Annotated in this window: 26 protein-coding genes; 15 read left to right on the plus strand and 11 right to left on the minus strand. The window is 62.2% G+C overall.

Annotated elements, in window-relative coordinates:
* The 4 genes from pstA to phoB all read left to right on the plus strand — a co-directional run.
* The coding region (gene pstA, locus EN990_RS20070; protein WP_127388356.1) for a phosphate ABC transporter permease PstA at window positions 1-727 on the plus strand (727 nt) is incomplete at its 5' end.
* Between the two features lie 17 nt (window positions 728-744).
* Complete coding sequence (pstB, locus tag EN990_RS20075) at window positions 745-1563, plus strand: phosphate ABC transporter ATP-binding protein PstB (RefSeq protein WP_013529271.1); 819 nt, start codon at window positions 745-747, stop codon at window positions 1561-1563.
* A gap of 26 nt (window positions 1564-1589) precedes the next feature.
* On the plus strand, window positions 1590-2297 hold the full coding sequence (gene phoU, locus EN990_RS20080) for a phosphate signaling complex protein PhoU (RefSeq protein WP_013529272.1): 708 nt from the start codon (window positions 1590-1592) through the stop codon (window positions 2295-2297).
* Between the two features lie 16 nt (window positions 2298-2313).
* Entirely contained in the window at window positions 2314-3003 is a 690-nt protein-coding gene (gene phoB / locus EN990_RS20085) for a phosphate regulon transcriptional regulator PhoB (RefSeq protein ID WP_010911896.1), read from the plus strand.
* Between the two features lie 16 nt (window positions 3004-3019).
* Here phoB and EN990_RS20090 read toward each other — a convergent pair whose 3' ends face one another.
* On the minus strand, window positions 3020-4267 hold the full coding sequence (locus tag EN990_RS20090; RefSeq protein ID WP_127369808.1) for an ROK family protein: 1248 nt from the start codon (window positions 4265-4267) through the stop codon (window positions 3020-3022).
* Between the two features lie 269 nt (window positions 4268-4536).
* Here EN990_RS20090 and xylF point away from each other — a divergent pair, with 269 nt between their 5' ends.
* From xylF to EN990_RS20110, 4 genes are all read left to right on the plus strand, one after another.
* On the plus strand, window positions 4537-5577 hold the full coding sequence (gene xylF, locus EN990_RS20095) for a D-xylose ABC transporter substrate-binding protein (protein WP_013529274.1): 1041 nt from the start codon (window positions 4537-4539) through the stop codon (window positions 5575-5577).
* Window positions 5578-5719: 142 nt separating this feature from the next.
* Window positions 5720-7072 (plus strand): sugar ABC transporter permease, encoded by a 1353-nt coding sequence (locus tag EN990_RS20100; protein WP_013529275.1) that lies wholly within the window; start codon window positions 5720-5722, stop codon window positions 7070-7072.
* A gap of 11 nt (window positions 7073-7083) precedes the next feature.
* Window positions 7084-7884 (plus strand): ATP-binding cassette domain-containing protein, encoded by an 801-nt coding sequence (locus EN990_RS20105; protein WP_013529276.1) that lies wholly within the window; start codon window positions 7084-7086, stop codon window positions 7882-7884.
* Between the two features lie 127 nt (window positions 7885-8011).
* Window positions 8012-9640 (plus strand): CHASE domain-containing protein, encoded by a 1629-nt coding sequence (locus EN990_RS20110; RefSeq protein ID WP_127369333.1) that lies wholly within the window; start codon window positions 8012-8014, stop codon window positions 9638-9640.
* 95 nt (window positions 9641-9735) lie between these two features.
* Here EN990_RS20110 and EN990_RS20115 read toward each other — a convergent pair whose 3' ends face one another.
* The 6 genes from EN990_RS20115 to EN990_RS20140 form a co-directional block, all read right to left on the minus strand.
* Window positions 9736-9981, minus strand: coding sequence for a YMGG-like glycine zipper-containing protein (locus tag EN990_RS20115; RefSeq protein ID WP_013529278.1), 246 nt, complete (start codon window positions 9979-9981; stop codon window positions 9736-9738).
* Between the two features lie 83 nt (window positions 9982-10064).
* Window positions 10065-10391: a hypothetical protein gene (locus EN990_RS20120; RefSeq protein ID WP_013529279.1), complete on the minus strand. Its 327-nt coding sequence runs from the start codon at window positions 10389-10391 to the stop codon at window positions 10065-10067.
* A 121-nt stretch (window positions 10392-10512) separates the two neighbouring features.
* Window positions 10513-10692, minus strand: a complete 180-nt coding sequence (locus tag EN990_RS20125) for a hypothetical protein (RefSeq protein ID WP_013529280.1) — start codon at window positions 10690-10692, stop codon at window positions 10513-10515.
* Between the two features lie 123 nt (window positions 10693-10815).
* Complete coding sequence (locus tag EN990_RS20130; protein ID WP_063169141.1) at window positions 10816-11847, minus strand: sensor histidine kinase; 1032 nt, start codon at window positions 11845-11847, stop codon at window positions 10816-10818.
* Window positions 11848-12026: 179 nt separating this feature from the next.
* Window positions 12027-12194 (minus strand): DUF1328 domain-containing protein, encoded by a 168-nt coding sequence (locus EN990_RS20135; RefSeq protein WP_013529282.1) that lies wholly within the window; start codon window positions 12192-12194, stop codon window positions 12027-12029.
* A 226-nt stretch (window positions 12195-12420) separates the two neighbouring features.
* A complete protein-coding gene (locus EN990_RS20140; protein WP_013529283.1) occupies window positions 12421-13215 on the minus strand; it encodes a response regulator in 795 nt (264 codons plus the stop codon).
* A gap of 213 nt (window positions 13216-13428) precedes the next feature.
* Between EN990_RS20140 and EN990_RS20145 the strand changes: the two genes are divergently transcribed.
* Both EN990_RS20145 and EN990_RS20150 read left to right on the plus strand, forming a co-directional pair.
* A complete protein-coding gene (locus EN990_RS20145) occupies window positions 13429-13632 on the plus strand; it encodes a NepR family anti-sigma factor (protein ID WP_032809255.1) in 204 nt (67 codons plus the stop codon).
* A 3-nt stretch (window positions 13633-13635) separates the two neighbouring features.
* Window positions 13636-14187, plus strand: a complete 552-nt coding sequence (locus EN990_RS20150; RefSeq protein WP_013529285.1) for an RNA polymerase sigma factor — start codon at window positions 13636-13638, stop codon at window positions 14185-14187.
* Between the two features lie 13 nt (window positions 14188-14200).
* Here EN990_RS20150 and EN990_RS20155 read toward each other — a convergent pair whose 3' ends face one another.
* A complete protein-coding gene (locus EN990_RS20155) occupies window positions 14201-14572 on the minus strand; it encodes a response regulator (RefSeq protein ID WP_027163154.1) in 372 nt (123 codons plus the stop codon).
* A gap of 168 nt (window positions 14573-14740) precedes the next feature.
* On the opposite strand from EN990_RS20155, the gene EN990_RS20160 reads away from it, so the two are divergent.
* From EN990_RS20160 to EN990_RS20170, 3 genes are all read left to right on the plus strand, one after another.
* Window positions 14741-15502, plus strand: coding sequence for a Crp/Fnr family transcriptional regulator (locus tag EN990_RS20160; RefSeq protein ID WP_063173193.1), 762 nt, complete (start codon window positions 14741-14743; stop codon window positions 15500-15502).
* Between the two features lie 128 nt (window positions 15503-15630).
* Window positions 15631-15957 carry a DUF883 family protein gene (locus EN990_RS20165; RefSeq protein WP_013529287.1) on the plus strand — a complete coding sequence of 109 codons (327 nt, stop codon included), beginning with the start codon at window positions 15631-15633 and terminating at the stop codon, window positions 15955-15957.
* 11 nt (window positions 15958-15968) lie between these two features.
* Window positions 15969-16427 carry a hypothetical protein gene (locus EN990_RS20170; protein ID WP_013529288.1) on the plus strand — a complete coding sequence of 153 codons (459 nt, stop codon included), beginning with the start codon at window positions 15969-15971 and terminating at the stop codon, window positions 16425-16427.
* A 13-nt stretch (window positions 16428-16440) separates the two neighbouring features.
* Here the strand turns inward: EN990_RS20170 and EN990_RS20175 are convergent, their stop codons facing one another.
* Window positions 16441-17916, minus strand: coding sequence for an HWE histidine kinase domain-containing protein (locus EN990_RS20175; protein ID WP_164753653.1), 1476 nt, complete (start codon window positions 17914-17916; stop codon window positions 16441-16443).
* Window positions 17917-18122: 206 nt separating this feature from the next.
* Here EN990_RS20175 and EN990_RS20180 point away from each other — a divergent pair, with 206 nt between their 5' ends.
* On the plus strand, window positions 18123-18326 hold the full coding sequence (locus tag EN990_RS20180) for a hypothetical protein (protein WP_013529290.1): 204 nt from the start codon (window positions 18123-18125) through the stop codon (window positions 18324-18326).
* 29 nt (window positions 18327-18355) lie between these two features.
* On the opposite strand, the gene EN990_RS20185 is transcribed toward EN990_RS20180, so the two are convergent.
* Window positions 18356-19276, minus strand: coding sequence for a diacylglycerol kinase family protein (locus tag EN990_RS20185; protein WP_127368354.1), 921 nt, complete (start codon window positions 19274-19276; stop codon window positions 18356-18358).
* Between the two features lie 251 nt (window positions 19277-19527).
* On the opposite strand from EN990_RS20185, the gene EN990_RS20190 reads away from it, so the two are divergent.
* Window positions 19528-20847 carry a PRC-barrel domain-containing protein gene (locus tag EN990_RS20190; RefSeq protein ID WP_127368353.1) on the plus strand — a complete coding sequence of 440 codons (1320 nt, stop codon included), beginning with the start codon at window positions 19528-19530 and terminating at the stop codon, window positions 20845-20847.
* Between the two features lie 51 nt (window positions 20848-20898).
* Here the strand turns inward: EN990_RS20190 and EN990_RS20195 are convergent, their stop codons facing one another.
* Entirely contained in the window at window positions 20899-22470 is a 1572-nt protein-coding gene (locus tag EN990_RS20195; protein ID WP_127368352.1) for an alkaline phosphatase family protein, read from the minus strand.
* Between the last annotated feature and the right edge of the window lie 196 nt (window positions 22471-22666).

A 22666-nucleotide genomic window follows, 5' to 3' on the forward strand; every position in this document is an offset into this window, starting at 1 on the left:
CTTCAACAGCGGCCTGTTCACCTACGGCGCCTCCAGCCGCCCGGAAACCTCGGGCATGGGCGTGGCGATCATCGGCTCGTTTTATATGATGGTGATCGTGCTGCTGCCCGCGCTGCCGATAGGCGTCGCCGCCTCCATCTATCTGGAGGAATTCGCCAAGAAGAACCGTTTCACCGATCTTATCGAGGTCAACATCAACAATCTGGCCGCAGTGCCGTCAATCGTCTTCGGCTTGCTCGGCCTCGCGGTGTTTATCAATTTCCTGGGCATGCCGCGCTCCGCCGCTTTCGTTGGCGGCCTGGTGCTGACGCTGATGACGCTGCCGACGATCATCATCGCGACGCGCGCCGCGCTTGCTGCGGTGCCGCCGTCGATCCGCTCGGCAGCTCTCGGTCTTGGCGCCTCCAAGATGCAGATGGTGTTCCAGCACATCCTGCCGCTTGCCGCGCCCGGCATCCTCACCGGCACCATCATCGGTCTTGCGCGCGCGCTCGGCGAAACCGCGCCGCTGCTGTTGATCGGCATGGTCGCCTTCGTCGCCGATCCACCGACGACGCCTTTCGATCCGGCCACCGCGCTGCCGGTGCAGATCTATATGTGGGCGAACGAGGCCGAACGCGCCTTCGTCGAGCGTATGTCCGGCGCCATCATCATCCTGCTCGTCTTCCTCATGGCCATGAACATCACCGCGATCGTGCTTCGGCGTCGGTTCGAGCGGCGCTGGTAGAAAAAAGGCATTTTGGTATGAACATCATGACCGAACAGTCCCTTGAAAACGCAGTGGGCGACAAGATGAAGTCGAACGAAGTGATAAAAATGCGCGGCGACAAGGTCGGCGTGTTCTACGGCGAGAAGCAGGCGCTGTTCGACGTCGATCTCGACGTCCGCCTGAACCAGGTGACGGCGCTGATCGGCCCCTCCGGCTGCGGCAAGTCCACCTTCCTGCGCTGCCTCAACCGCATGAACGACACCATCGATTCAGCACGGGTAACCGGCAAGATCACGCTCGACGAAGAGGACATCTACGACAAGAACATCGATGTCGTCGAACTCAGGGCGCGCGTCGGCATGGTGTTCCAGAAACCCAATCCGTTCCCAAAGTCGATCTACGAGAACGTCGCCTATGGTCCGCGCATCCACGGATTGGCCAAGCGCAAGGCCGACATGGATCAGATCGTCGAGTCCAGCCTGAAGAAGGCGGCGATCTGGAACGAGGTCAAGGACCGTTTGCAGGAACCTGGCACGGGTCTTTCCGGTGGCCAGCAGCAGCGCCTGTGCATTGCACGCGCCATCGCCGTGTCACCCGAGGTGATCCTGATGGACGAACCGTGTTCGGCGCTCGACCCGATCGCCACCGCTCGCGTCGAGGAACTTATCGACGAACTGCGTCAGAACTATACGATCGTCATCGTCACCCATTCGATGCAGCAGGCAGCGCGCGTGTCGCAGCGCACCGCGATGTTTCATCTTGGCTATCTGGTCGAGGAGGGCGCCACCGACAAGATGTTCACCACCCCCGACGACAAACGCACCCAGGACTACATCACCGGCCGGTTCGGCTGATCTCTGGCATATGAGGGACGAAGATCATGGGTGAACATACCGTCGCATCTTTCGATGAGGATCTGGAGCAGATCAGCCAGCTGATCCGCGACATGGGCGATCTCGCCCGCTCGATGGTCGGTGGCTCGACCAGGGCTTTGCTCAATTCGGACAATGCGCTGGCGCAGCGGGTGGTTTCCGACGACGCCATCATGGATGCACGCCAGCGCGAGCTGGACGATCGTGCTATCACGCTGATCGCCAAGCGCCAGCCAATGGCCAACGATCTGCGTGCGGTAGTCGGTTCGATCCGCATGGCCGGCGACCTCGAGCGCATCGGTGACCTTGCCAAGAACATCGCCAAGCGCGTCGGCACTGTCGGGCTGAGCGTCACGCCGCACGACCTTTCGCATTCGATCGACGCGATGGCGCAGCTGGTGCTGATCCAGGTGCAGGGGGTCGTCGACGAGTATGCCGCCGCTGACGCGGCAGCGCTTGCCACGCTCAGAAACAATGATGAACGCATCGACGTCAAATACACATCGGTGTTCCGCGAACTGCTGACCTACATGATGGAAGATCCGCGCAACATCACGGCGTGCACGCACCTGTTGTTTTGCGCCAAGAACCTCGAGCGGATCGGCGACCACGTGACCAACATCGCCGAAAATGCCTATTATGTTTTGACCGGCACGCAGTTGCCAGCCAATCGTCCGAAGCAGGACGAGACGGCAATGTCCGCGCCAGCGGCATGACAGGGGTGACCAGCCGATGATCGCGCCACGCATCATGGTGGTGGAGGATGAGGAGCCGCTAGGCGTGCTGCTCCGCTACAATCTCGAATCCGAAGGTTACCAGGTCGAGGTGGTGACGCGCGGCGACGAGGCCGAAATCCGGCTGCAGGAGAACGTTCCAGACCTTCTGGTGCTCGACTGGATGGTGCCTGCGGTTTCCGGTATCGAACTCTGCCGCCGGCTAAGGATGCGTCCCGAGACCGAGCGGCTGCCGATCATCATGCTGACCGCGCGAGGCGAGGAAAGCGACCGCGTGCGCGGCCTCTCGACCGGTGCCGACGACTATCTGGTCAAGCCTTTCTCGACGCCGGAGTTCATGGCCAGGGTCAAGGCGCTGCTGCGCCGGGCCAAGCCGGAAGTGCTGTCCAGCGTGCTCAAGGTCGGCGATATCGTGCTCGATCGCGAATCGCACCGTGTCTATCGCAAGAAGAGCGAAATCCGGCTCGGGCCGACGGAATTCCGCCTGCTTGAATTCATGATGCGCCATCCAGGCCGCGTGTTCTCGCGCAGCCAACTGCTCGACAATGTCTGGGGCGAGACGATCTACATCGACGAACGCACGGTCGATGTGCATGTCGGCCGGCTGCGCAAGGCGGTCAACAACGGCCGTATGCCCGATGTCATCCGCACCATCCGTGGGGCGGGTTACGCCATTCGCGAGGACTGAACTCCCTCGTTTGAACTCACGCCACGTTCTTGCCGCCGAGACCGGATCTCGCCTGCACGCCCGGCGCAAAAATCTCCTGATCGACGAAGATCAGCGCCCGCATGGCGCAGCCTTCGCGGATCAGCGGCAGTTCGTTCGGCTCGGTGTCGAAGGAAATCGACTTGGAATGCTGGCCGCCGGCGGTCTGGGCAATCGCTTGCCGCAATGCCGGCTCGATCAGGTCGAAGGCGGCGGCGCTGACGCCGACCATGGCGACGGGGGCCGGATCGATCAGCGCGAACAGGCTGCCGAGGCCGTAGCCGAGCGCTTCGCCAGCCTTGCGGTAGGCTTCCCGCTCCGGTCCGTCCCTCTCGCGGGCGGCGGCAGCCAGGGCGCGCATGTCGGCGTCGCTGACATCGGCGACGGGTTCTGCATCCTCGCCCATCTGCCGCGCGTTGCGCCAGATGGCATAATTGCCGGCATAGGCTTCGACGCAGCCGCGCCGTCCGCAGCGACACAGCGCCCCGTTCGGCCGATGAATCATGTGGCCGAATTCGCCGCCCGAGGAATGGGTGCCGGTGAACAATTCGCCCTTCAGCACCAGCCCCATGCCGATGCCGTGCGACAAAAGGATAGCGATGAAATCGTCGCGGTAACGATCGGGATCGCGCCAGCGCAGCGCCACCGCCATCATGTTGCAGTCGTTCTCCATAATGGCGGGGACGCCGAACTCCTCTTCGAATATGTCGGCGAAGGCGATGTCGGTGTGCGGCGTGATCGGCGACCACAGCATGGCGCGGGCACGGGTGTCGGTGATGCCCTGGACGGCCAGCGCGATACGAGCGATGCTGCGCACGTCCAGGTCGGGATCTTCCAGGCGGCGCCGCACGATTGCCGTGCACTCACCGATCAGCGAGTCGCGCGACATCGTCAGCGTGTCGAGCCGACGCTGTTCCTCGGATATTACCTGGCCGGCATAGTCGATGACGGCGACCGAGAGGAAGTTCAGCGACAGCACCACGGTCATTACCGCGGCCGCTTCCGGATTGAGGCTGAGGCCGACCTGCGGACGGCCGCGTTTGAGCGAGCCGGCCTCGCTCGGCTTGCTTTCGGTCAGGATGCCTTCGACGATCAGGTCGGATGAGATCGCCGAGATCGTCGAATGGCTGAGGCTTGTGGTTGCGGCGATCTCGGTGCGCGACGGCTGTCCGGCGCGGCGCACCGCGGCGATCACCATCGCGCGGTTGCGGCGGCGCAAATCGTCGTGGCGGATTCCGACCGACATGCTCTTTCATATCCTCCCGGTCGCCGCGGTTCTTCCTGCCCTGGAACGCTGTCGGTGACGCGGTCAAATACTGGCAGAAGCCGCGCGCCGTGTCATTTATTTATTCCGAGGCCCGAAAAAAATTCGAGACGACATCAAAATCCATCAGAATCGATGTTGACAGCGTTCGGGCGTTGGCCCAGTATTTTTTCGAGGCTCGAAAAAATAGGGCCTCTGTGCCGGCCCTCGGGCCAGTTTGGTCGCGCCATACGCGGCGCAGGGAGGATAATATGAAAAGATTCACAGCCGCCATCCTGGCGGGTGCCGCCATGTCGCTGACGCTCGCGTCTGTCGCGCAGGCGAAGGACAAGGTCGTCGGCGTTTCGTGGTCCAATTTCCAGGAGGAACGCTGGAAGACCGACGAGGCCGCCATGAAGACGGCGATCGAGGCCGCCGGCGACAAGTACATCTCCGCCGATGCGCAGTCCAATCCCGGCAAGCAGCTTACCGACGTCGAAAGCCTGATCTCGCAGGGCGCCAATTCCCTGATCATCCTGGCGCAGGATGCTTCGGCCATCGGCCCGGCCGTGCAGAAGGCGCTGGACGAAGGCATTCCGGTCGTCGGCTATGACCGGTTGATCGAGAACAAGGACGTTTTCTATCTGACCTTCGACAACAAGGAAGTCGGCCGCATGCAGGCCCGCGAAGTGTTCAAGGTCAAGCCGGAAGGCAACTACGTCTTCATCAAGGGCTCCGGTGCCGATCCCAATGCCGACTTCCTGTTCTCGGGCTCGATGGAAGTGCTCAAGGAAGCCATTGACAGCGGCAAGATCAAGAATGTCGGCGAAGCCTACACGGATGGCTGGCTGCCCGCCAACGCCCAGAAGAACATGGAACAGTTCCTGACCGCCAACGACAACAAGGTCGACGCGGTGGTCGCGGCCAATGACGGCACTGCCGGTGGCGTCGTCGCGGCGCTGACGGCTCAAGGCTTGGCCGGCACCGTGCCGGTCTCGGGGCAGGACGGCGACCACGCCGCGCTGAACCGCATCGCCCTGGGCACGCAAACCGTGTCGGTGTGGAAGGACGCGCGCGAGCTCGGCAAGAATGCCGCCGAGATCGCCTCGCAACTGGCCGACGGCAAGAAGACGAGCGACATCGCCGGCGCCAAGGACTTCACGACGCCGGGCGGCAACACCGTCAAGTCGCTGTTCCTGACTCCGGTTGCCATCACCAAGGACAATCTCAACGTCGTCATCGACGCTGGCTGGATCAAGAAGGACGAAGTCTGCGCGGGTGTCGCTGCCGGCACCGTCGCGGCCTGTAACTGATCCGGACCACTTCGAAATATCTGAACGCCGCGGCCCAAAAGCCGCGGCGTTTTCTCAAAGAATTGTGTTTCCGCATCATGCGGATAGCTTCTAGGCTGGGCTCCGGCATGCGCGTCAGACGGCCAGCCGGTGGGAGGAAATCATGACCGACACGACGTCCAACCCGCAGGCCGATACGGCGCGCGCGTCGGAACTCGGCGCCGTCGCCCGGTTCCTGAAGGCGACCGAGATCGACACCCGGATGCTCGGCATGATCGGCGCGCTGCTGGTCATCTGGATTGGGCTGCATGTCATTTCCAGCCTGCGCCTCGGCGTCAACCCGCTCGATTTCGACAGCCGCACCTTTCTCACGCCGCGCAATCTGTGGAACCTGTCGGTGCAGACATCCGCGGTCGCCATCATGGCCTGCGGCATGGTGCTGGTCATCGTCATGCGCAACATCGACCTGTCGGTCGGTTCCGCCGAGGGCCTGATCGGCATGGTGATGGGATTTGCCCAGGTGCATTTCCTGGTGCGTTTTGTCGGGCTCGAACTCGGCAATCCGTGGATCTGGGTCCTGGCGCTGGTCATCGGCCTGGCGCTCGGCCTGTTGATCGGCGCCTTTCAAGGCTTCGTCATCGCCTATCTCGAAGTGCCCGCCTTTATCGTGACGCTGGGCGGCCTGCTGGTCTGGCGCGGTGCTGCCTGGTGGGTCACATCAGGCCAGACCGTGGCGCCGCTTAACGCCACCTTTCAGCTGATGGGCGGCGGGCCGGCGGGATCGATCGGCGCAACCTGGAGCTGGGTTGTCGGGATCGTCGCCTGCCTCGCCGTGGTGTTTGGGCTGTTCAACGGGCGGGTGCAGCGCAAGCGTTTCCGTTTTCCGCTACGTCCGATCTGGGCCGAGGCGCTGCTCGGTGTCGTCACCTGCGGCGCCATCATGGGTGCGGTCTGGCTCGCCAACTCCTACCCCTGGCCGATCGGCATCGTGAACAGATATGCGGCCGCCAACAACATCACCGTTCCCGAAGGCGGCCTGTTCATCGCCCACGGTATCGCCATACCGGTGCTGATGGCGGTCGCCGTCGGGCTGGTCATGACCTTCATCACCAACCGCACCCGTTTCGGCCGCTATGTCTTCGCCATCGGCGGCAATCCCGAGGCGGCCAATCTCGCCGGCATCAACACGCGCTGGATCACCATGAAGGTGTTCATGATCATGGGCGTGCTGGCCACGATTGCCGCGGCGATCTCCTCGGCCCGGCAGAATTCGGCCACCAACGTGCTTGGAACGCTCGACGAGCTGCTCGTCATTGCAGCCGCCGTGATCGGTGGCACATCGCTAGCCGGCGGGTCGGGAACGATCATCGGCGCCATGCTCGGCGCCCTGCTGATGCAGTCGCTGCAGTCCGGCATGGTGCTGCTTGGTGTCGACTCGCCGCTGCAGAGCATCGTCGTCGGCGCCGTACTGGTGATCGCCGTGTGGCTCGACACCGTCTATCGCAAGCGCGTCTAGGAGGGCATGCCATGACTGACAAGACTGCTCCTGCAGCCACCGCGCTGATCGACATGAGGAACATCTCGATCGCGTTTGGCGGCATCCGCGCCGTCGACGACGCCTCGATCGATCTTTTCCCCGGCGAGGTCGTGGCGCTGCTCGGCCATAATGGCGCCGGCAAGTCGACATTGATCAAGATCCTGTCCGGCGCCTACAAGCGCGATTCGGGCCAGATCTTCGTCAACGGCGAGGAGGCATCGATCTCCAACCCGCGCGACGCCAAGAAATACGGCATCGAGACGATCTACCAGACGCTGGCGTTGGCCGACAATGTCGACGCCGCCGCCAATCTGTTCCTCGGCCGCGAGTTGATGACCGCCTGGGGCACGCTCGACGACGTTGCCATGGAGGCCGAGGCGCGCAAGGTGATGGGTCGGCTCAATCCCCGGTTCCAGCGTTTCAAGGAGCCGGTGATCAAGCTGTCGGGCGGCCAGCGGCAATCGGTGGCGATCGCGCGTGCGATCCTGTTCAACGCCCGCATCCTGATCATGGACGAGCCGACGGCCGCACTTGGTCCGCAGGAAACGGCGCAGGTCGGCGAACTGGTCAAGCAGCTCAAGTCCGACGGCATCGGCATCTTCCTGATCAGCCACGACATCCACGATGTGTTCGAGCTTGCCGACCGGGTCTGCGTCATGAAGAACGGCCAGGTGGTCGGCACCGCCCGCACCACTGATGTCACCCAGGACGAGGTGCTGGGCATGATCATTCTGGGCAAATGCCCGCCAGGCGCCATTCCCGGACCGGGCGCGCTGAAGATCGCGGCCTGAGATCAAGCCAGATCGCGGTTGCCGGACACGTGATATGCCAGCCGTAGGGATGGCTTGGCCTTGGCATTGTGTTGGCAGGGCGACTTGCGCATAAAGGTCCGACATTGCTCAGGGACCGCACGATCCGTTGAAGAAGCTTTTCCCGATCATCGCCTTTATCGCCGTCGCGCTGATCAGCATGGTGATGGCAGGTTTTGCCTACTTCGCCACGCAGGAAGCCGCGCGCATCAAGTTCGAGGCGACTGCCGACGATGCGCTCAACCGGATCGAGAGCCGCATCGACCTGCATCTGTCGCTGCTGCGCTCGACGCAGGCCCTGTTCGACGCCCGCAATGGCGATATTTCTCGCAATGAGTTCAAGGCCTTCTTCACCGCGCTCGATGTCGACAAGAATTTCGCCGGCTTGCGCGGTATCGGCTTCCTCAGGCTGGCAAAGACGGGCGACGAGGCGACGGTCGAACGCGACATGCTGCACGATTATGGCGTCAGTCATCCAATCTACCCGGATACCACGCAACCCTGGCGCACCCCTATCGTGCTGTTCGAACCGCTGGATCCATCCAATCAAGCCGGCATCGGCTACGACATGTTCAGCGAACCGGTGCGGCGTGCGGCGATCGAAAAGGCGATGTCCGACGACCAGCAGCATGCCAGCGGGCTGGTGCAGCTAGGCCAGGACACGGGCGCCGCGCAGACGTTCACCGGCTTCTTCGTTTTCGTGCGGCTCAATGTCGAAACCGCTCCCGACGTCATCAATGCTTCGAGATCCTCGACATCAGGTTTTCTCTATGCGGCCTTTCGGGCTCGCGATCTGTTCCAGACCGCGCTCAGCCGGTCGCCGCTTTTGCCGGTCAACACCGAAATCTATGATGGCGATGGTGCCGTGAACGGCGACAATCTGTTGTTCCGGTCGGAGACGCCGCCGGCTTCCACTTTCGGGAACAGGCTGCTGGTCACGCGAAAGATCATCGTCGCCGGACAGCCATGGACTGTCCTGTTCCGGCCGACAAGCGCCTTCTCGCAGCCGTCGTCGCGCGCCATTCCGGTGATGCTGGGGCTGTTCGGCCTGCTGTTGGCGGGCGCAATCGCGCTTGTGGCGCGCTATCAGGAGCGGGCCTATGAGGCAGCGTCGCGATTGCACGAAACGACGGAAAAGAGCCTGATCGAAAAAGACCTGATGCTGCAGGAGATGAAGCATCGCATCAAGAATTCGATCACCAGGGTGCTGGCGATCGCGCGTCAGACGGCATCGCGGGCGACCGACGTCAACGAGTTTTCAGCGTCCTTCTCGGCCAGGCTGCAGGCGATGGCGGCCTCCCAGGACATGCTGACGCGCTCACGCTGGCAGAAGGCCGATCTTGGCGATCTCCTGCGCATCGAGCTGGGTCAGGTGTTCGGCAAGGAGCTGCCCGATGAGCTGTTGTCGGGACCACAGGTGCTGCTCGACGAAACCACGACGCAAGCGCTCGGCCTGACCTTCCACGAACTGGCGACGAATGCGCTGAAATACGGCGAGGCCGGCAATTCCGTTGGGGCGCTGAAGGTGGACTGGTCGCTCGAAGGCCGAGGGCGCGACAGGATGCTGGCTCTCAACTGGCGCGAAAACGGGCAGAAGAAACTTGAAGCGCCCGCCGAGACCGGATTCGGCACCAAGCTGATCGACCTCAACGTGACGCGCGAATTGCGCGGTACGATCAAACGGGATTACCAAGCCAATGGGCTGAACGTGGAAATCAAAATTCCACTCGCCAATTGAGCGCGACCGTTGCCGACAAGGGGGAAGCATCCAGACATCAAAAACCCGGAAGCCGGCGGACCGGCCTCCGGATCGACGTTTCGATTATCGCCGAATTAGTTGCAGCGAGCCGTGTAGATCCGGCCGCGATGATCGCGATATTGGCAATAGCCGTTGCGCAGGTTGCGCACCAGCAGGCCGGAACCGGCACCCACGGCCGCGCCGATCAGCGCGCCCTTACCGCCGCCGACCAAGCCGCCGACACCGGCGCCGATCAAGCCGCCGCCAACCACGTCCTTCTCAGTCGAGGTGCAGCCGCTGACCGCGACCACCGCAACCAGGGCAATAATCATCTTCCGCATAGAGTCACTCCTCACTTTGTGTCCTCACTTTAGTAAGCTCCAGCCGCCATTTAGCATGAAATGACGGCCTTTGCTGCTGCAATCTATTGTTGGTGAAGATAGTCTTTTTCTGGGCGTATCGTGTTCGATGCCATTACCAGGCTGGAAATTGCCAAAGACGCGTCAAGCGTACCATCGGCGCGCACATTCCAGACGATCTGATCATAGTCGTCCTCAAGCGCCGGATCGACCGCAAGGCATTTGGCGACGATGTGGTCAGCCTGCCCTTGCACGTCGCCCAAGACGAATGGGCGTTCGGCCACGCATTGCTCGGCCGTCGCGAAAACGCTTACGGGCACCTGGAGTTCACGGCAGTCGGCCATCGTGTTCGAGCAACCGATGACCAGCAACAATGCAGCGATATGTTCCATGGCGAGAAGTCCTCTCGCCATAGTAACGGTCTACATTCGCCAAAGTTCCTGGCTGGCTTGATCGGCCGGGGAAATAAGATGGCGCTACAGCCGATTCGGCCACCGGCCGAAACGACGTGGCCTAGTAGACCAGTTGGTGCAGGGCGACCGCCATGATCACCGCCACCAAGGCCAGCGCAACAAGGCGCAAAGCTCCGTTGGGAACAGGAGCCAGCGGTGGCGCGGAAGCCTCGGAGTCCTCAAACTCGCCCATGGAAATCCGGGCGGCCTGCTCCAGTCTGTTCATGTCGGCAACCGTCAAGGCATTCCTCCCACCATACTGCAAATCCTGCTGCGGAAATGTTCGGTGATGCAACAAGTTCCAGCGGTATCTGGGAAAAACAGCATCTGCTTTTATGGTGAACGGCGGGTTAAGGAAGGTCGCTCAATCCGTCTCGAAATTGCCGTGCGGAACGACAAGGCGGTATTCAAGGCGGCCAGCCGCGATTTCGAGCGTCGCCGTTCCGTTCAGTGACGCCGGCACGACCCGTTCGAGTGCGACGCTGCCGAAGCGCTTCTCGCTACGCCTGACATCACTGGCGCCGATTGCCTCCGCCCATGTCAGGGACAGGGAGGTTCCCGTGTCGTCGGCGGTCAGGTTGGCTGTAACATTGACGTACCCGCCGGGCCGCGACAGGGCGCCGTAGCTCACCGAATTGACGGCGAGTTCATGCATCGCAAGGCCGATATGCAAGGCAGCGTTGGGATTGAGATAGGGGTTTGCCCCCTGAAACCTCAGGCTGCGAACCGGATCGCCGCCATAGCGGCCAACCTGGCCCGACACGAGTTCGCGAAGTGCTGCACCCCGCCAGTTGGAAGAGGTCACGAGATCCTGGGACGAGGCCAGCGATTGCAGCCGGCCGCGAAAGCGTGTCAGGAAATCGCCGATGCTGTCGGAGTAGCGGCCGGTCTGGGTGGCTATGCTCTGGATGATCGCCAGCAGGTTTTTCGAGCGATGGCTCACCTCTCGCAACAGCGTCGTCAGGGTCTGCTCGCGGCGCTTCTGCTCCGTCGTCTCGACCATCGTGGTGACGACGCCTTGCACGGTGCCACCATCGCCGTGATCGGCATCGATCCACACTTCGAACCAGCGGCTGCCATCCTCGACGGGAACGCTGATCTCGAGACGTTGGGGGTTGCCGGATGCAATGACGTCGCGCTTGGCCGCGCCGATGCGGTCGGCCTGCGCCTCCGGCAGGATGCCGATGCTGTCGGCGGTGTCCGAAACCCAGGGCGCACGCATGTTGCGCGCCCATACGGTTTTCATCTCGCGATCCTGGTAGAGAACGGAAATGCCGGCATTGTGCAACGCGTGAAGAAGAGCACGGCCGAGCTGCATGCCGCTGTCGGCGGGATGGAGGGCGATGACTTCATCGCTTTGCACGGCGTCTTTCCTGTTTCCGGTCCTGGAACCCATCGGCCAATCTGTCCACCCAATTCAGGCTGAACGGCTCATCGTTGAATGGGTTCCAAACAGGTTTCCGGAAAACCCGCCGCCAAAAACGGTCCGCCGGACGGCGTCCTTTGAGGGACACCGCCCGGCGGTGGCTGGAAACCGTTTGAGGGGTGCGGCTTCCAGTGTTCGGCCGTCCGTCCTTACGAAGCCCGTTTGAACAGGCCCGCAAGAAGCGAAATGACCAGGAAGGCGAGGAAGATGAAAAACAATATCTGCGCTATGCCGGCGGAGGTACCGGCGATGCCGCCGAAACCAAGCGCGCCGGCGATGATGGCAACGACGAGAAATACGAGCGCCCAGTAAAGCATGATCCATCTCCTTCGAATGGTGCGATGAAAACGTGGGTGGTTGCGGTTTGTTCCCACCCTTTGCCGAAAAAGACCGTGCTTGCAAATCGTTCGAGCGGAACCGCAGGAATTCACCTCGCCGCCCGGGTGCATCAGGCGGCACGAAGTGACGAATTGATCATCTGGAGAGATTCGGGAGCGAGGCTATCGCCTTGGGTTCGTCAATTCCTCCACTCCCAATTCCCGACTATGCGGCGGCTTTCGCCTGCCGGTCAAAGAACAGTGCCTGGCTGATCAGCGCCTTGACCATGTCGGGATTGAACGGCTTGGTGACCAGGAAGGCCGGTTCCGGTCGTTCACCAGTCAACAGGCGTTCGGGGAAGGCGGTGATGAAGATGACCGGCACCGACGTCGATGACAGGATTTCGTTCACGGCCTCGATGCCGGAACTGCCGTCGGCAAGCTGGATGTCGGCCAGCACCATCTTCGGTCGCGTCTTGCCGAACATCATCACTGCCTCGGCATGGGTGCGCGCCGTTCCAACGACGCGGTGCCCGAGGCTCTCGACCATTTCTTCGATATCCATGGCGATCAGCGGTTCATCCTCGATGATCAGAACGTCGGTTGCCACCTGACGGGATATCTCGTTGCTCGCCTGGGCAAGCAACTCTGAAAACTCCTGATCACCGACGTCAAGGATCTCAGCCGCTTCCTCCTCGCTGAAGCCTTCGACCGCCACGAGCAGGAAGGCCTGACGGGGCCGCGGCGCGATCGCATTCAGATTGGCGGCGGTGCGCTGTTCCCACGCCGATTGCGCCTGTTCCTGTGGAACGCGGATGGCGACCGATGTGAAAAGCTTGGCGAAAACCTTGTACAGCGCGATGCGGTCGCTCGATGCTTCGGGAAATATCTCGATATCGGCGATGATGGCTTCAAGCATCGCAGCGACCAGCGCGTCACCACTCTCTTGCGACCCGGAAACAGCCCGCGAGAAGCGGCGCAGGAAGGGCAGATGTGGTGCGATGGTGGCGGATAAGCTCATGGTAAGACGTCTCCCTCAGAATGACGCGATTGCGTAGCAGGTCAAGCTGACTGCAAGCCGTGATAACGCGGATTTTTTGAAAAAGTTCCACCTCGACGGAACAAAAGCCGGGGAGTGGCGTTTGTGGTGGGGATGGGCAACCAGACGAGGGCGCCGCTTGCGTTGTGTTGAGTACGGTAAGAGCGGCTTGAGCGCTGGGAATACAAGGGCAAAATGAAGGATATGACGAAAGATATTCTGACTGGCGCCGAGAGCAGGCGCCGGAACGGTTCTGGTGACGCTCTTGGGCCGAACTCCGAAATCGGACGCAAACTCAAACAATATTACGACGCGCTGGTCTCCGACGATGTGCCGGATCGCTTTTCCCAGTTGCTTAGCCAACTGGAACAGGCTGAACCCGCACAGAAGAAGGACTGAGGCATGGCCGCGGTCTCACAAGGCTTCAAGACTGATCTGCTTGGGGCAATCCCAAGTCTGCGCGCGTTTGCCGTGTCGCTGACGCAAAATGCCGATAAAGCCGACGACCTCGTCCAGGAAACACTCGTCAAGGCTTGGGACAAGCATGAGAGCTTCCAGCCCGGCACCAATCTCAAGGCCTGGCTTTTCACCATCCTGCGCAACGAGTTCTATTCGCAAATGCGCAAGCGCGGGCGCGAAGTGCAGGACAGCGACGGTATCATGACGGCCAGGCTTGCCGTTCATCCGGCCCAGCACGGTCAACTCGACCTGAAGGACTTTCGCGGGGCGCTGGAGCAGTTGCCGGAGGACCAACGCGAAGCCATCATCCTCATCGGCGCATCTGGTTTCTCCTACGAGGAGGCCGCGGAGATCTGCGGCTGCGCGGTGGGGACGATCAAGAGCCGCGTCAGCCGAGCCCGTACCCGCTTGCAGGAGATCCTGAAAATATCAGGTGAGGACGAGTATGGTCCGGACGCGATTTCGGCCCAGGTAACGAGTTCGCCGGCGAGCTGACCGCGATCGCGTCTCAAGCGCGTCCGCAGGCCGCCGCGACCGCTTGCACCAGGTCTTCGCCTGAGTAGGGTTTGCCAACCAGCCTGACGCCCGGAAACGATGCCTTGATTTCATCGGCATCCGAATAGCCGGACGCAAACACGAAAGGTATGCCTGCCGCGCGCAGCCCGGAAGCGAAATCGATCGTCGAGGCGCCGCCCAGCATCAAGTCGACAATGGCTGCATCGAATCGCGTGGCGACTTCCCGGCCATCGACCTCGGTCAGGTCACGGGCGATCACCACCTCATCGGCGCCATGATCGCGGCAAAGTTGCTCGACATCCATGGCGATGAGAAATTCGTCCTCCAAAACGAGAATCCGCAATCCGTCAAGCAATGTGGGCACAGGCAAAGACTCCTTGAAACGCCGGAGTCATGATCGCTAATTGGCTTGCTGTCATTTAAAAAAGACATGTGGCCAGCGGGCGGAACCTCAATCCTTGCAACGCGTTGAAACGCGGCTCTCCAAGAGCGGCTTTCGAAGGGGGTCGAGCGGGCTTTCGAAGGGGGCGAAATGTCAGTCCAGAACAATAACGCTTTCTCCAGCCGCCAATATCCCTGCGAGAACTGCCCATTGCGGCCGTTGCCGGTTTTCCGCGACTTCGAAAAACAGGAGCTGGCCTTCATCAGCAAATTCAAGAAGGGCGAACTCGCGGTCGACAAGGGCGACACGGTGCTGGTGGAGGGAAGCCATAGCGCCCATCTCTACACCGTGCTCTCCGGCTGGGCGTTTCGCTACAAGCTGCTGCGGGATGGCCGTCGCCAGATCCTCAATTATCTCATGCCCGGCGATCTGATCGGCCTGCAAGGCAGTGTGATGGGCGAGATGCAGCATTCCGTCGAGGCACTCTCACCGATGCTGCTGTGTGTTTTCGAGCGCGAATATCTGCACGAGCTGTACCGCAATCATCCCGGGCTGGCCTACGACATCACTTGGATCGCATCGCGCGAGGAGCGGATGCTGGACGAGAATCTGCTCAGCCTCGGGCGCCGCAGTGCGATCGAGCGCGCCGCCTATCTCATCGCCTTCATCGGCAGCCGGGCCAAGGTCGTCGGACTGAATGGCAGCCAATCCGTCCAGATACCGATCACGCAGCAGCACATTGCCGATACGCTCGGCCTGTCGCTGGTTCACACCAACAAGACGATCCGCAAGCTGATGGATCGCAAGCTGATCGTCTGGCGCGACGGCGGCTGCGCGGTCTCCGACAATGAAGGGCTCAAGCGGCTCGCCGGCTGGGAAGGACTGGGCGAGGCGCGCCGGCCACTAATCTGAGGAAGCGTCTTTTTGCGAAGCCGGCGGATCGGGTGCGCGCCGATGCGTTTTCGGCTACTTTGTCCGCAGTGCCGGAACCATGAGGCGCGCAGCGCGTTTGAAACCGAGCAATCACAAGGAGTTAAGCCATGGCCACTGCCGCAGGAAAGACCGCAACCGACGCCCGTGCAAATGCGGACCTGGAAGCCGACATCAGGCAGTTGAAGGCCGACATCGACAAGCTCACCAAACAACTGGCCAAGACCGGCGAGCATGGCTATGGCACCGCGCGCCGTGCAGCGACAGAAGGGGTCGAGCAGTTGCGCGCGCAGGGCGAAGCAGCCTTTGACAGCTTGCGCAGCAATGCCAAGGACATCGAAGCGCAGATGATGGCAAGCGTGCGTGAAAAGCCGGTGACGTCACTGGCAATCGCCGCTGGCGTCGGCTTCCTTTTCGCGCTCATCGCGCGTCGCTAGTCGCGCTACAGATGGGAATGTTGGCAACCCTGATCTCGGGCCTCGCCTCGGGGGAAACCGTGGCGGCCGTTCATCGGGCGCGCACGGCGGCAATCGTCTATGTGATCGCCATGGCCGCTGCGCTTTGCGGTCTCGGCTTTCTGGTCGGGGCCGCCTATATCTGGACGGCGATGCGCTACGGCTCGCTTGCCGCCGCGCTCGGGTTTGGCGCCGGTTTCCTGGTGCTCGCCGGACTTATCCTGCTGATCTACCGGATATCCGCAGGTTCGCGCGCCCGGCGCCGGGCGCAGCGCCGCAATGCCGACATGAAGGCGATCGGCGTCACCGCCGCACTCGCCGTGCTGCCGAGCCTGCTCAAGGGAAAAGGCGGTCTCGGCGCCATTCTGGGGCCGGCCGTGGCGCTCGCGGCCTACGCCATCTACCGCGAGAATGTGAAATCCGACGATCCGGATGAGAGCGAGCGGACATAGAGCTGTTGGGAGATCACTTCGACAGCTCTTCCAGGGGCATCGATATTTCGGCAAACACGCCTTCCGGCCGGAATTCATGGGTCACTTCGCTGGAAATGACCTTGGCCAGGCTGCGGCGAATGAGGATAGAGCCGAAGCCTTGCCGATCCGGCGGAGCGACTTGCGGCCCGCCGCTTTCGCGCCAGGTCAGCACAAGACGCCGGGCATCCTTCCTGCCTTGCGTCCTCCAGCCGAGGTCGACCCTGCCTGACGGCACCGACAGCGAGCCATATTTCAGCGCGTTGCTGGCGAGTTCATGCAGGATCAGGCCAAGCCCGACGGCCTGGTCGGGCGACAGCAGCAGGTCGTCGCCGGAGATCGTCATGCGCGGCTGCTCGGCCGTTTCGAAAGGTCTGACCTCGATCTGGACGAGTTCACTGATGCCGATGCCACGCCACTCGCGGTCCGACAACAGATTGTGGGCGATGCCCAAGGCCTGAAGCCTGGCGCCGAAGGCCTCGAGGAACTGGCTTGGCTGGCGGGCATGGCGCACGGTCTGGGTTGCCAGCGCCTGGACGGTCGCCAGAGTGTTCTTGACGCGATGGTTGAGTTCACGCAGCAGCAGCCGTTGCCGTTCGTCGCCGAGCTTGCGCTCGGAGATGTCGTAATTGACGCCGAAGATCAATGTCGGCTTGCCGTCGCCGTCACGCTCGATGACACGGCCGCGCGTGGCGAGCCAGCGCGGCGGGTGAAAGCCCTTCACCCGGTATTCGCCGAAATAGTCGTCGCTGCCGGTCAAGGCGTCGCGAAAGCGGGTTTCGGTCTGGTAGACGTCGCGCGGATCGATGGCGGTGAGGATGTCGCGTGCGCGCAGCCGGTTGGAGCGCGGCAGGTTGAACAGCTCCGACATCAATGTGTCGCATTCGATGACATCGGTGCGGATATCCCATGCCCAGCTGGCGAGCGAGGCCGCATCGAGTGCGATGGCGCGTCGTTTTTCCTCGCGCGCAAGTGCGGCCTCGGCGATCGCGCCGCTGCGGGTTGCGTCCTTTAGGGTGAACAGGCTGGCGGCGAGGCCGGCGAGCGCCTTCAACTGGTCGAGCTCGGCTCGGGATGGAAAACCATGCGGCTCGCGGTCGAGCACGCACAGCGTGCCGATGCGGGCACCTGCCACGATCATCGGCGCGCCGGCATAGAAGCGGACATGGTGCTTTCCGGTGACCAGCGGGTTGGTCTTGAAACGGGGGTCCGCCGTTGCATCCACGACCACCATCGGCTCGTCGCCGGCGGCAATCGCATGGGCGCAGAAGGAGACGTTGGTCGCGGTTTCGGTCTCGTCCAGGCCGAAGCAGGATTTGAACCAATGCCGTTCAAGGTCGACGAGTGTGACCAGGGCCATCGGCACCTGCATCACCGCTGCGGCAAGGCTGCTGACGCGGTCGAAATCGGGGTCGGCCGCCGTATCCAGCATCTCCAATCCGTGCAGCACGGCCAGCCGGTCGACATCCATGACTGCTAGCGCAACTTCGGCCGGCAGATCGGGTGCTGTTTGCGTCTTGCCAATCACCCCAATTGCCTCGTCCCGGTCTTCGTCGCCGCATGCTTGCGCTGGTGCAAGGCCAGCACGCTTTTCCGGAACCATCCTAGCGAGGAACCGTTACCCGACCATGATTTGCCGGGCGCGCCAGTTGGTGCCGAATGAGACAGGGATCGAGCATGGCCAAGATCATTCCAGAAAACAAGGCGCGGCAGGGGCGATGGGGCTGGCATGGATTTCGGATCCTGATCGCCGCACTGCTTCTGGTGTTTGCTGCATGGGGCATTGCCGAGATCTATGGTGTGTTGATCAAGGCGCCTAACAGCGATGAACAGCATGTGCCCACACCGCCCAACACCACCGAGCAGGCTCCTGCCGGGTAAAGCCGGCCTGTCCGTTGCGTCGCACCTCATCAGGCGGCTCTCGACTGGGCCGCGCTCGCCGGAACCAATACATTCAGTGCGCCAGGCTGGATCTCGATTACCGTTTCACGGTCAAGCCTGACCAGTTCGCCGTCCATGACGGCGCGAAATTTGCGGCTGCCCGAATGGATTTTCAGCACCGTTCTGTTTGTCTGGTGGATTTCGACATGTTCGTTGTCGCGCCATTTGCCGCGCGCCATGTTGAAGAAGAACTTGACCAGTTCGGCGCGCTGCTTCGCCACCGTGACATAGACACCGAGCACGCCGCCCGCAGGATTGTCGGCATAAGGCAGATGGCCTTCGCCGAATAAGTTGTTGGTGATGCCGATGCCGGTGATGCGTGCCGCCATTTCGGCATCGCCGATGCTGAGCGTCACATTCATCGCAGGTGGATTGTTGATCGTTGCCCAAGCCGCCTTGGCCGAGGCGCGGATCTTTCCCAACCGCGAACCGAACTCCATCTTCTGGCGCAGTTGCACCATCTTCGCGTGCATGCCGATCGAGAACTGGTGCACGAAAGGTTGGCCATTGGCCGTCGCCACATCGACAGCAATGATTTCGCCGTCGGCGAAGGATTTCAGCGCCCCGTCGAGCGACTGCGGAATGCCCAACCCGCGTGCGAACAGGTTCATGGTGCCGGCTGGCAATATGGCAAGCGCCTTCTTCGTGCCCATCAGTCGGGCGGCCGCGGCGGAAATGGTCCCGTCGCCGCCAGCCGCCAGCACGATGTCGACCGAGCGACGCGAAGCGGCGTTGTCCAGCGTCTCCACCACATCCTTGCCGGCGACAATTTCGATGCTGAGCGAGTGGCCTGCCGTTTCCAACGTCTGATGCATCCTGTCGGAGAAAGCAGCGAGGTCGGTGGTGCGCAAAGTGCCGCCGTCCCGGTTCAGCACCGCTGCAAATCTCATGCCCCGCTCCACCAGGTCAGCCTAAAGGCGGCCGGGATATACCCAGCCAACGGCTGAAACGCGGCGTCGACAGAAAGGTTCCTCTTGCCACGGGGTGACTACCCCAGCGGCTCAATAATTTCCGTGGTTTCGTTCCCGGACCGCAGCGCTTTGTCGGAACAACTGACCCGGTCACGACGTTGTGAACCTGTAGATGCCGCGTTCCCCAAGGAAGACGCGGCGCATGAGATCAGGCACGAGGAGAGACTACCATGATCCGCAATCTTTTAGCCACGACGGCGCTCGCAACCTTTGTCGCGACCGGCGCCTATGCGCAGAACGCAACAAATACGGCGCCTGCCACGCCCGCCGTCCAGGAGCCCGCCGCCGCTCCTGTGCCACGCGCAGAGGGCAGCATCGTCACCAACATCATCGGTGAGTCCGTCTACAACGGCACCGGCGACGATGCCGAAAACATCGGCAAGGTCAGCGACGTCGTGTTCGACAAGGATGGGCAGGCGAAATCCGTTGTCATCGACGTCGGCGGTTTTCTGGGTGTCGGCGCCAAAAGCGTTGCTTTCGACTACGGCAAACTGCAGTGGGCCGAAAAGAATGGCGACCGCTGGTTGGTGGCCCAGACGACCAAGGACGAACTGACGGCGCAGGCAGAATTCGATAAAAAGCCTTACAGCCCGACCCCAGCACCTGCGGCATCGACCGACGCAACAGCGCCGGCAGCACCCGCGACGACGGACACAGCGCAAAAGCCTGTCGACATGAACGCCGCTTCGGCAGAACCAGTCAAGCGCGCCGACGGCAATCTCGCCACCAACATCATCGGGGAAAACGTCTACAACGGCACCGGCGATGACGCCCAGAACATCGGCGACGTCAACGACATTGTGCTGACCAAGGATGGCAAGGCGCAGTACTTGGTCATCGGCGTCGGCGGTTTCCTAGGCCTTGGCGCCAAGAACGTCACCTATGACTTCTCGAAGGCGCAGTGGGCCGAGAAGAATGGCGACCGCTGGCTGGTCGCCCAGACCACCAAGGAAGAATTGCAGGCGCAGCCGGATTTCAACCGCAAGGCCTATGACCCTGCGCCGGCAACGACGGCTTCGAATGCGCCGGCAGCAGTCGCGCCCGCCGCAGCCCCTGCCGTCGCTCCGTCCGACAAGACGGCACAGGCTCCGGCGCCCACGACCCCCGATGCCTCGGCTCCGGACCAGACAAAGACCGCAGCCATCGACAAGTCGACGCTGACCGAGATGCCGGTTGGTGAGATTCGCGCCGATGACCTCAAGGGCACGACTGTCTATGGCGCCAACGACGCCAAGGTCGGCGAGATCGGCGATGTCGTGCTTGCGCCCGACAAGAAGGCCGATGCGGTGATCGTCGATGTCGGTGGCTTCCTCGGCATTGGCGAGAAGGAAGTCGCGGTCGGCATGGATAATCTCAAATTCATGACCGACAAGGCGGGCAACAAATACCTGTACACGACCTTCACCAAGGAACAGCTCGAGGCACAAACCGCCTATGACAAGGGCAGCTATGCCGAGAAGCGCGATCAGCAGCGCATGATCGTCAGGTAGTTTCCACCCAGTCGGATACAGGCCCGCGCCGGCAACGATGCGGGCCTGTGTTCATGTGTGGCGTGGAGGCAGGCCAGCGGCATGGCCGACGAGGCCGTTCTCGGTCAATTCGGCCAGTGCCAGCGATTGGTCGAGATGTTCGGCTCGCCAGGCGAGCAGCCGTTCGGCGAATTCCAGACGCACGGCGAGATGGCTGGGGTCGGCCGCGAGATTGTCCAATTCGTCCGGGTCATTTTCCAGATCGAACAGCAGCGGCGGCAGGTTGCCGCCGAAATGCACATATTTGAAACGCTCCGTGCGGATAACGGCGAGATTGCATTGGCGTGAGGCGATGCCGAAATGGCGTTCGGCCTCGCCCGCGGCAACCGAGCGGAAATCGAACTCCCAATGCGCGGCATCGCGCCACGCCGCCGGGGCCTCTCCGCTCAGGAACGGCTTCAGCGACCTGCCGTCGAGATGCGGCGCGGGCTCTTCGCCGAGCAGGTCGAGAAACGTCGGCAAAATGTCGACCGCTTCGGTGAAGCTGTCTACCTTGCCGCCGGCCGCCTTGCCGTGGCGCGGATCGCGGATGATCAGCGGAATGTGGTAGCTGCCGTCGAAATAGCCGCCCTTGCCCAGCATGAAATGGTCGCCCATCATCTCGGCATGGTCCGAGGTCAGCACGATGATGGTGTCGTCCCACGCGCCGGCCGCCTTGACCGCTTGCCAGATGCGGCCGAGCTGGGCGTCGACCTCGGAAATCATGCCGTAATAGATCGCGCGGAGGACGCGAAAATCGTCTTCGCTCCAGTCGCGCACCTTGCCGCTGGCGTCGGGGCGAAATTTCATCTGTTTCTGCCGGCCGAGATCATAGGCTAGATAGGGATGGTTTTCCGCCTCCTCCTGCCAGCTTGCCGCGCGCCGGAAGGCCGGGCCGTCAGCCGGATCGTACATTGTGTTGTAGGGCTCCGGCACTATGAAGGGCGGGTGCGGGCTGATGAAGGAAACATGCGCGAACCACGGCGCGGCGTGCTCCTGTTCGCCAAGCCAACGCGCGAATTCGCCGGTCAGGAAGGCCGCCGGGGTTTGTTGCCCGGAGTAGACGGGCGGCGCGTTGCTGACGGTGGTCCCGACCGCGCCGTCGGCCACCGGGCGATGGATGTCGGGGGATCCGGCGCTGGCGTCGACACCTTGCAGCTCCAGCCAGGATAGCCATTGCTTCTGATGCTCGGGCAGCAACTGGCGCACCGTAAAGCCCGGCAGCACGCCTTCATAGCTTTGCAGCCGCGGATCGCCCGGCGCCAGCAGGCGCGGATCGAGCGACACATCGGTGTAGCCGAACAGCGTCGGATCATAGCCCAGGGCGCGAGCCGAAAGCGCAATGTTGCCGTGGCGAGCGTCGAGCGGCGTGCCATTGCGGCAGACGCGGTTGTTCATCTGGTAGAGGCCGGTGTAGAGGCAGGCGCGGGCGGGCGAGCAGGGCGCCGCGCCGCCATAATGCCGGTTGAACAGCACACCCTCCGCGGCCAAAGCGTCGGCATGCGGCGTCTGCACGACCGGATGACCGGCGGCGGACAGACAATCGCCGCGCCACTGGTCGCATGTGATCAGGAGAATGTTAGGCCGCCTGGCTTTTCCACTCACTCACGATACCTTTGTCCCGGGATGTCGAACGCCGTTTATGGAACCGAATTCTGGCCATGGCGCAAGTCTGACCTGCGAAACAATTGGTGAACGAACCTTGTTCCATCGTTCACTTTTATGACACAGTCCATTCTGTGTTTGCCGCCTTTGCGGAAACTGCCCTGATCCTCATATTGGCGTGGACAGCGGCGAGGGC

It is taken from the genome of Mesorhizobium sp. M7A.F.Ca.US.005.03.1.1, assembly GCF_003997975.1.
GTDB lineage: Bacteria > Pseudomonadota > Alphaproteobacteria > Rhizobiales > Rhizobiaceae > Mesorhizobium > Mesorhizobium ciceri.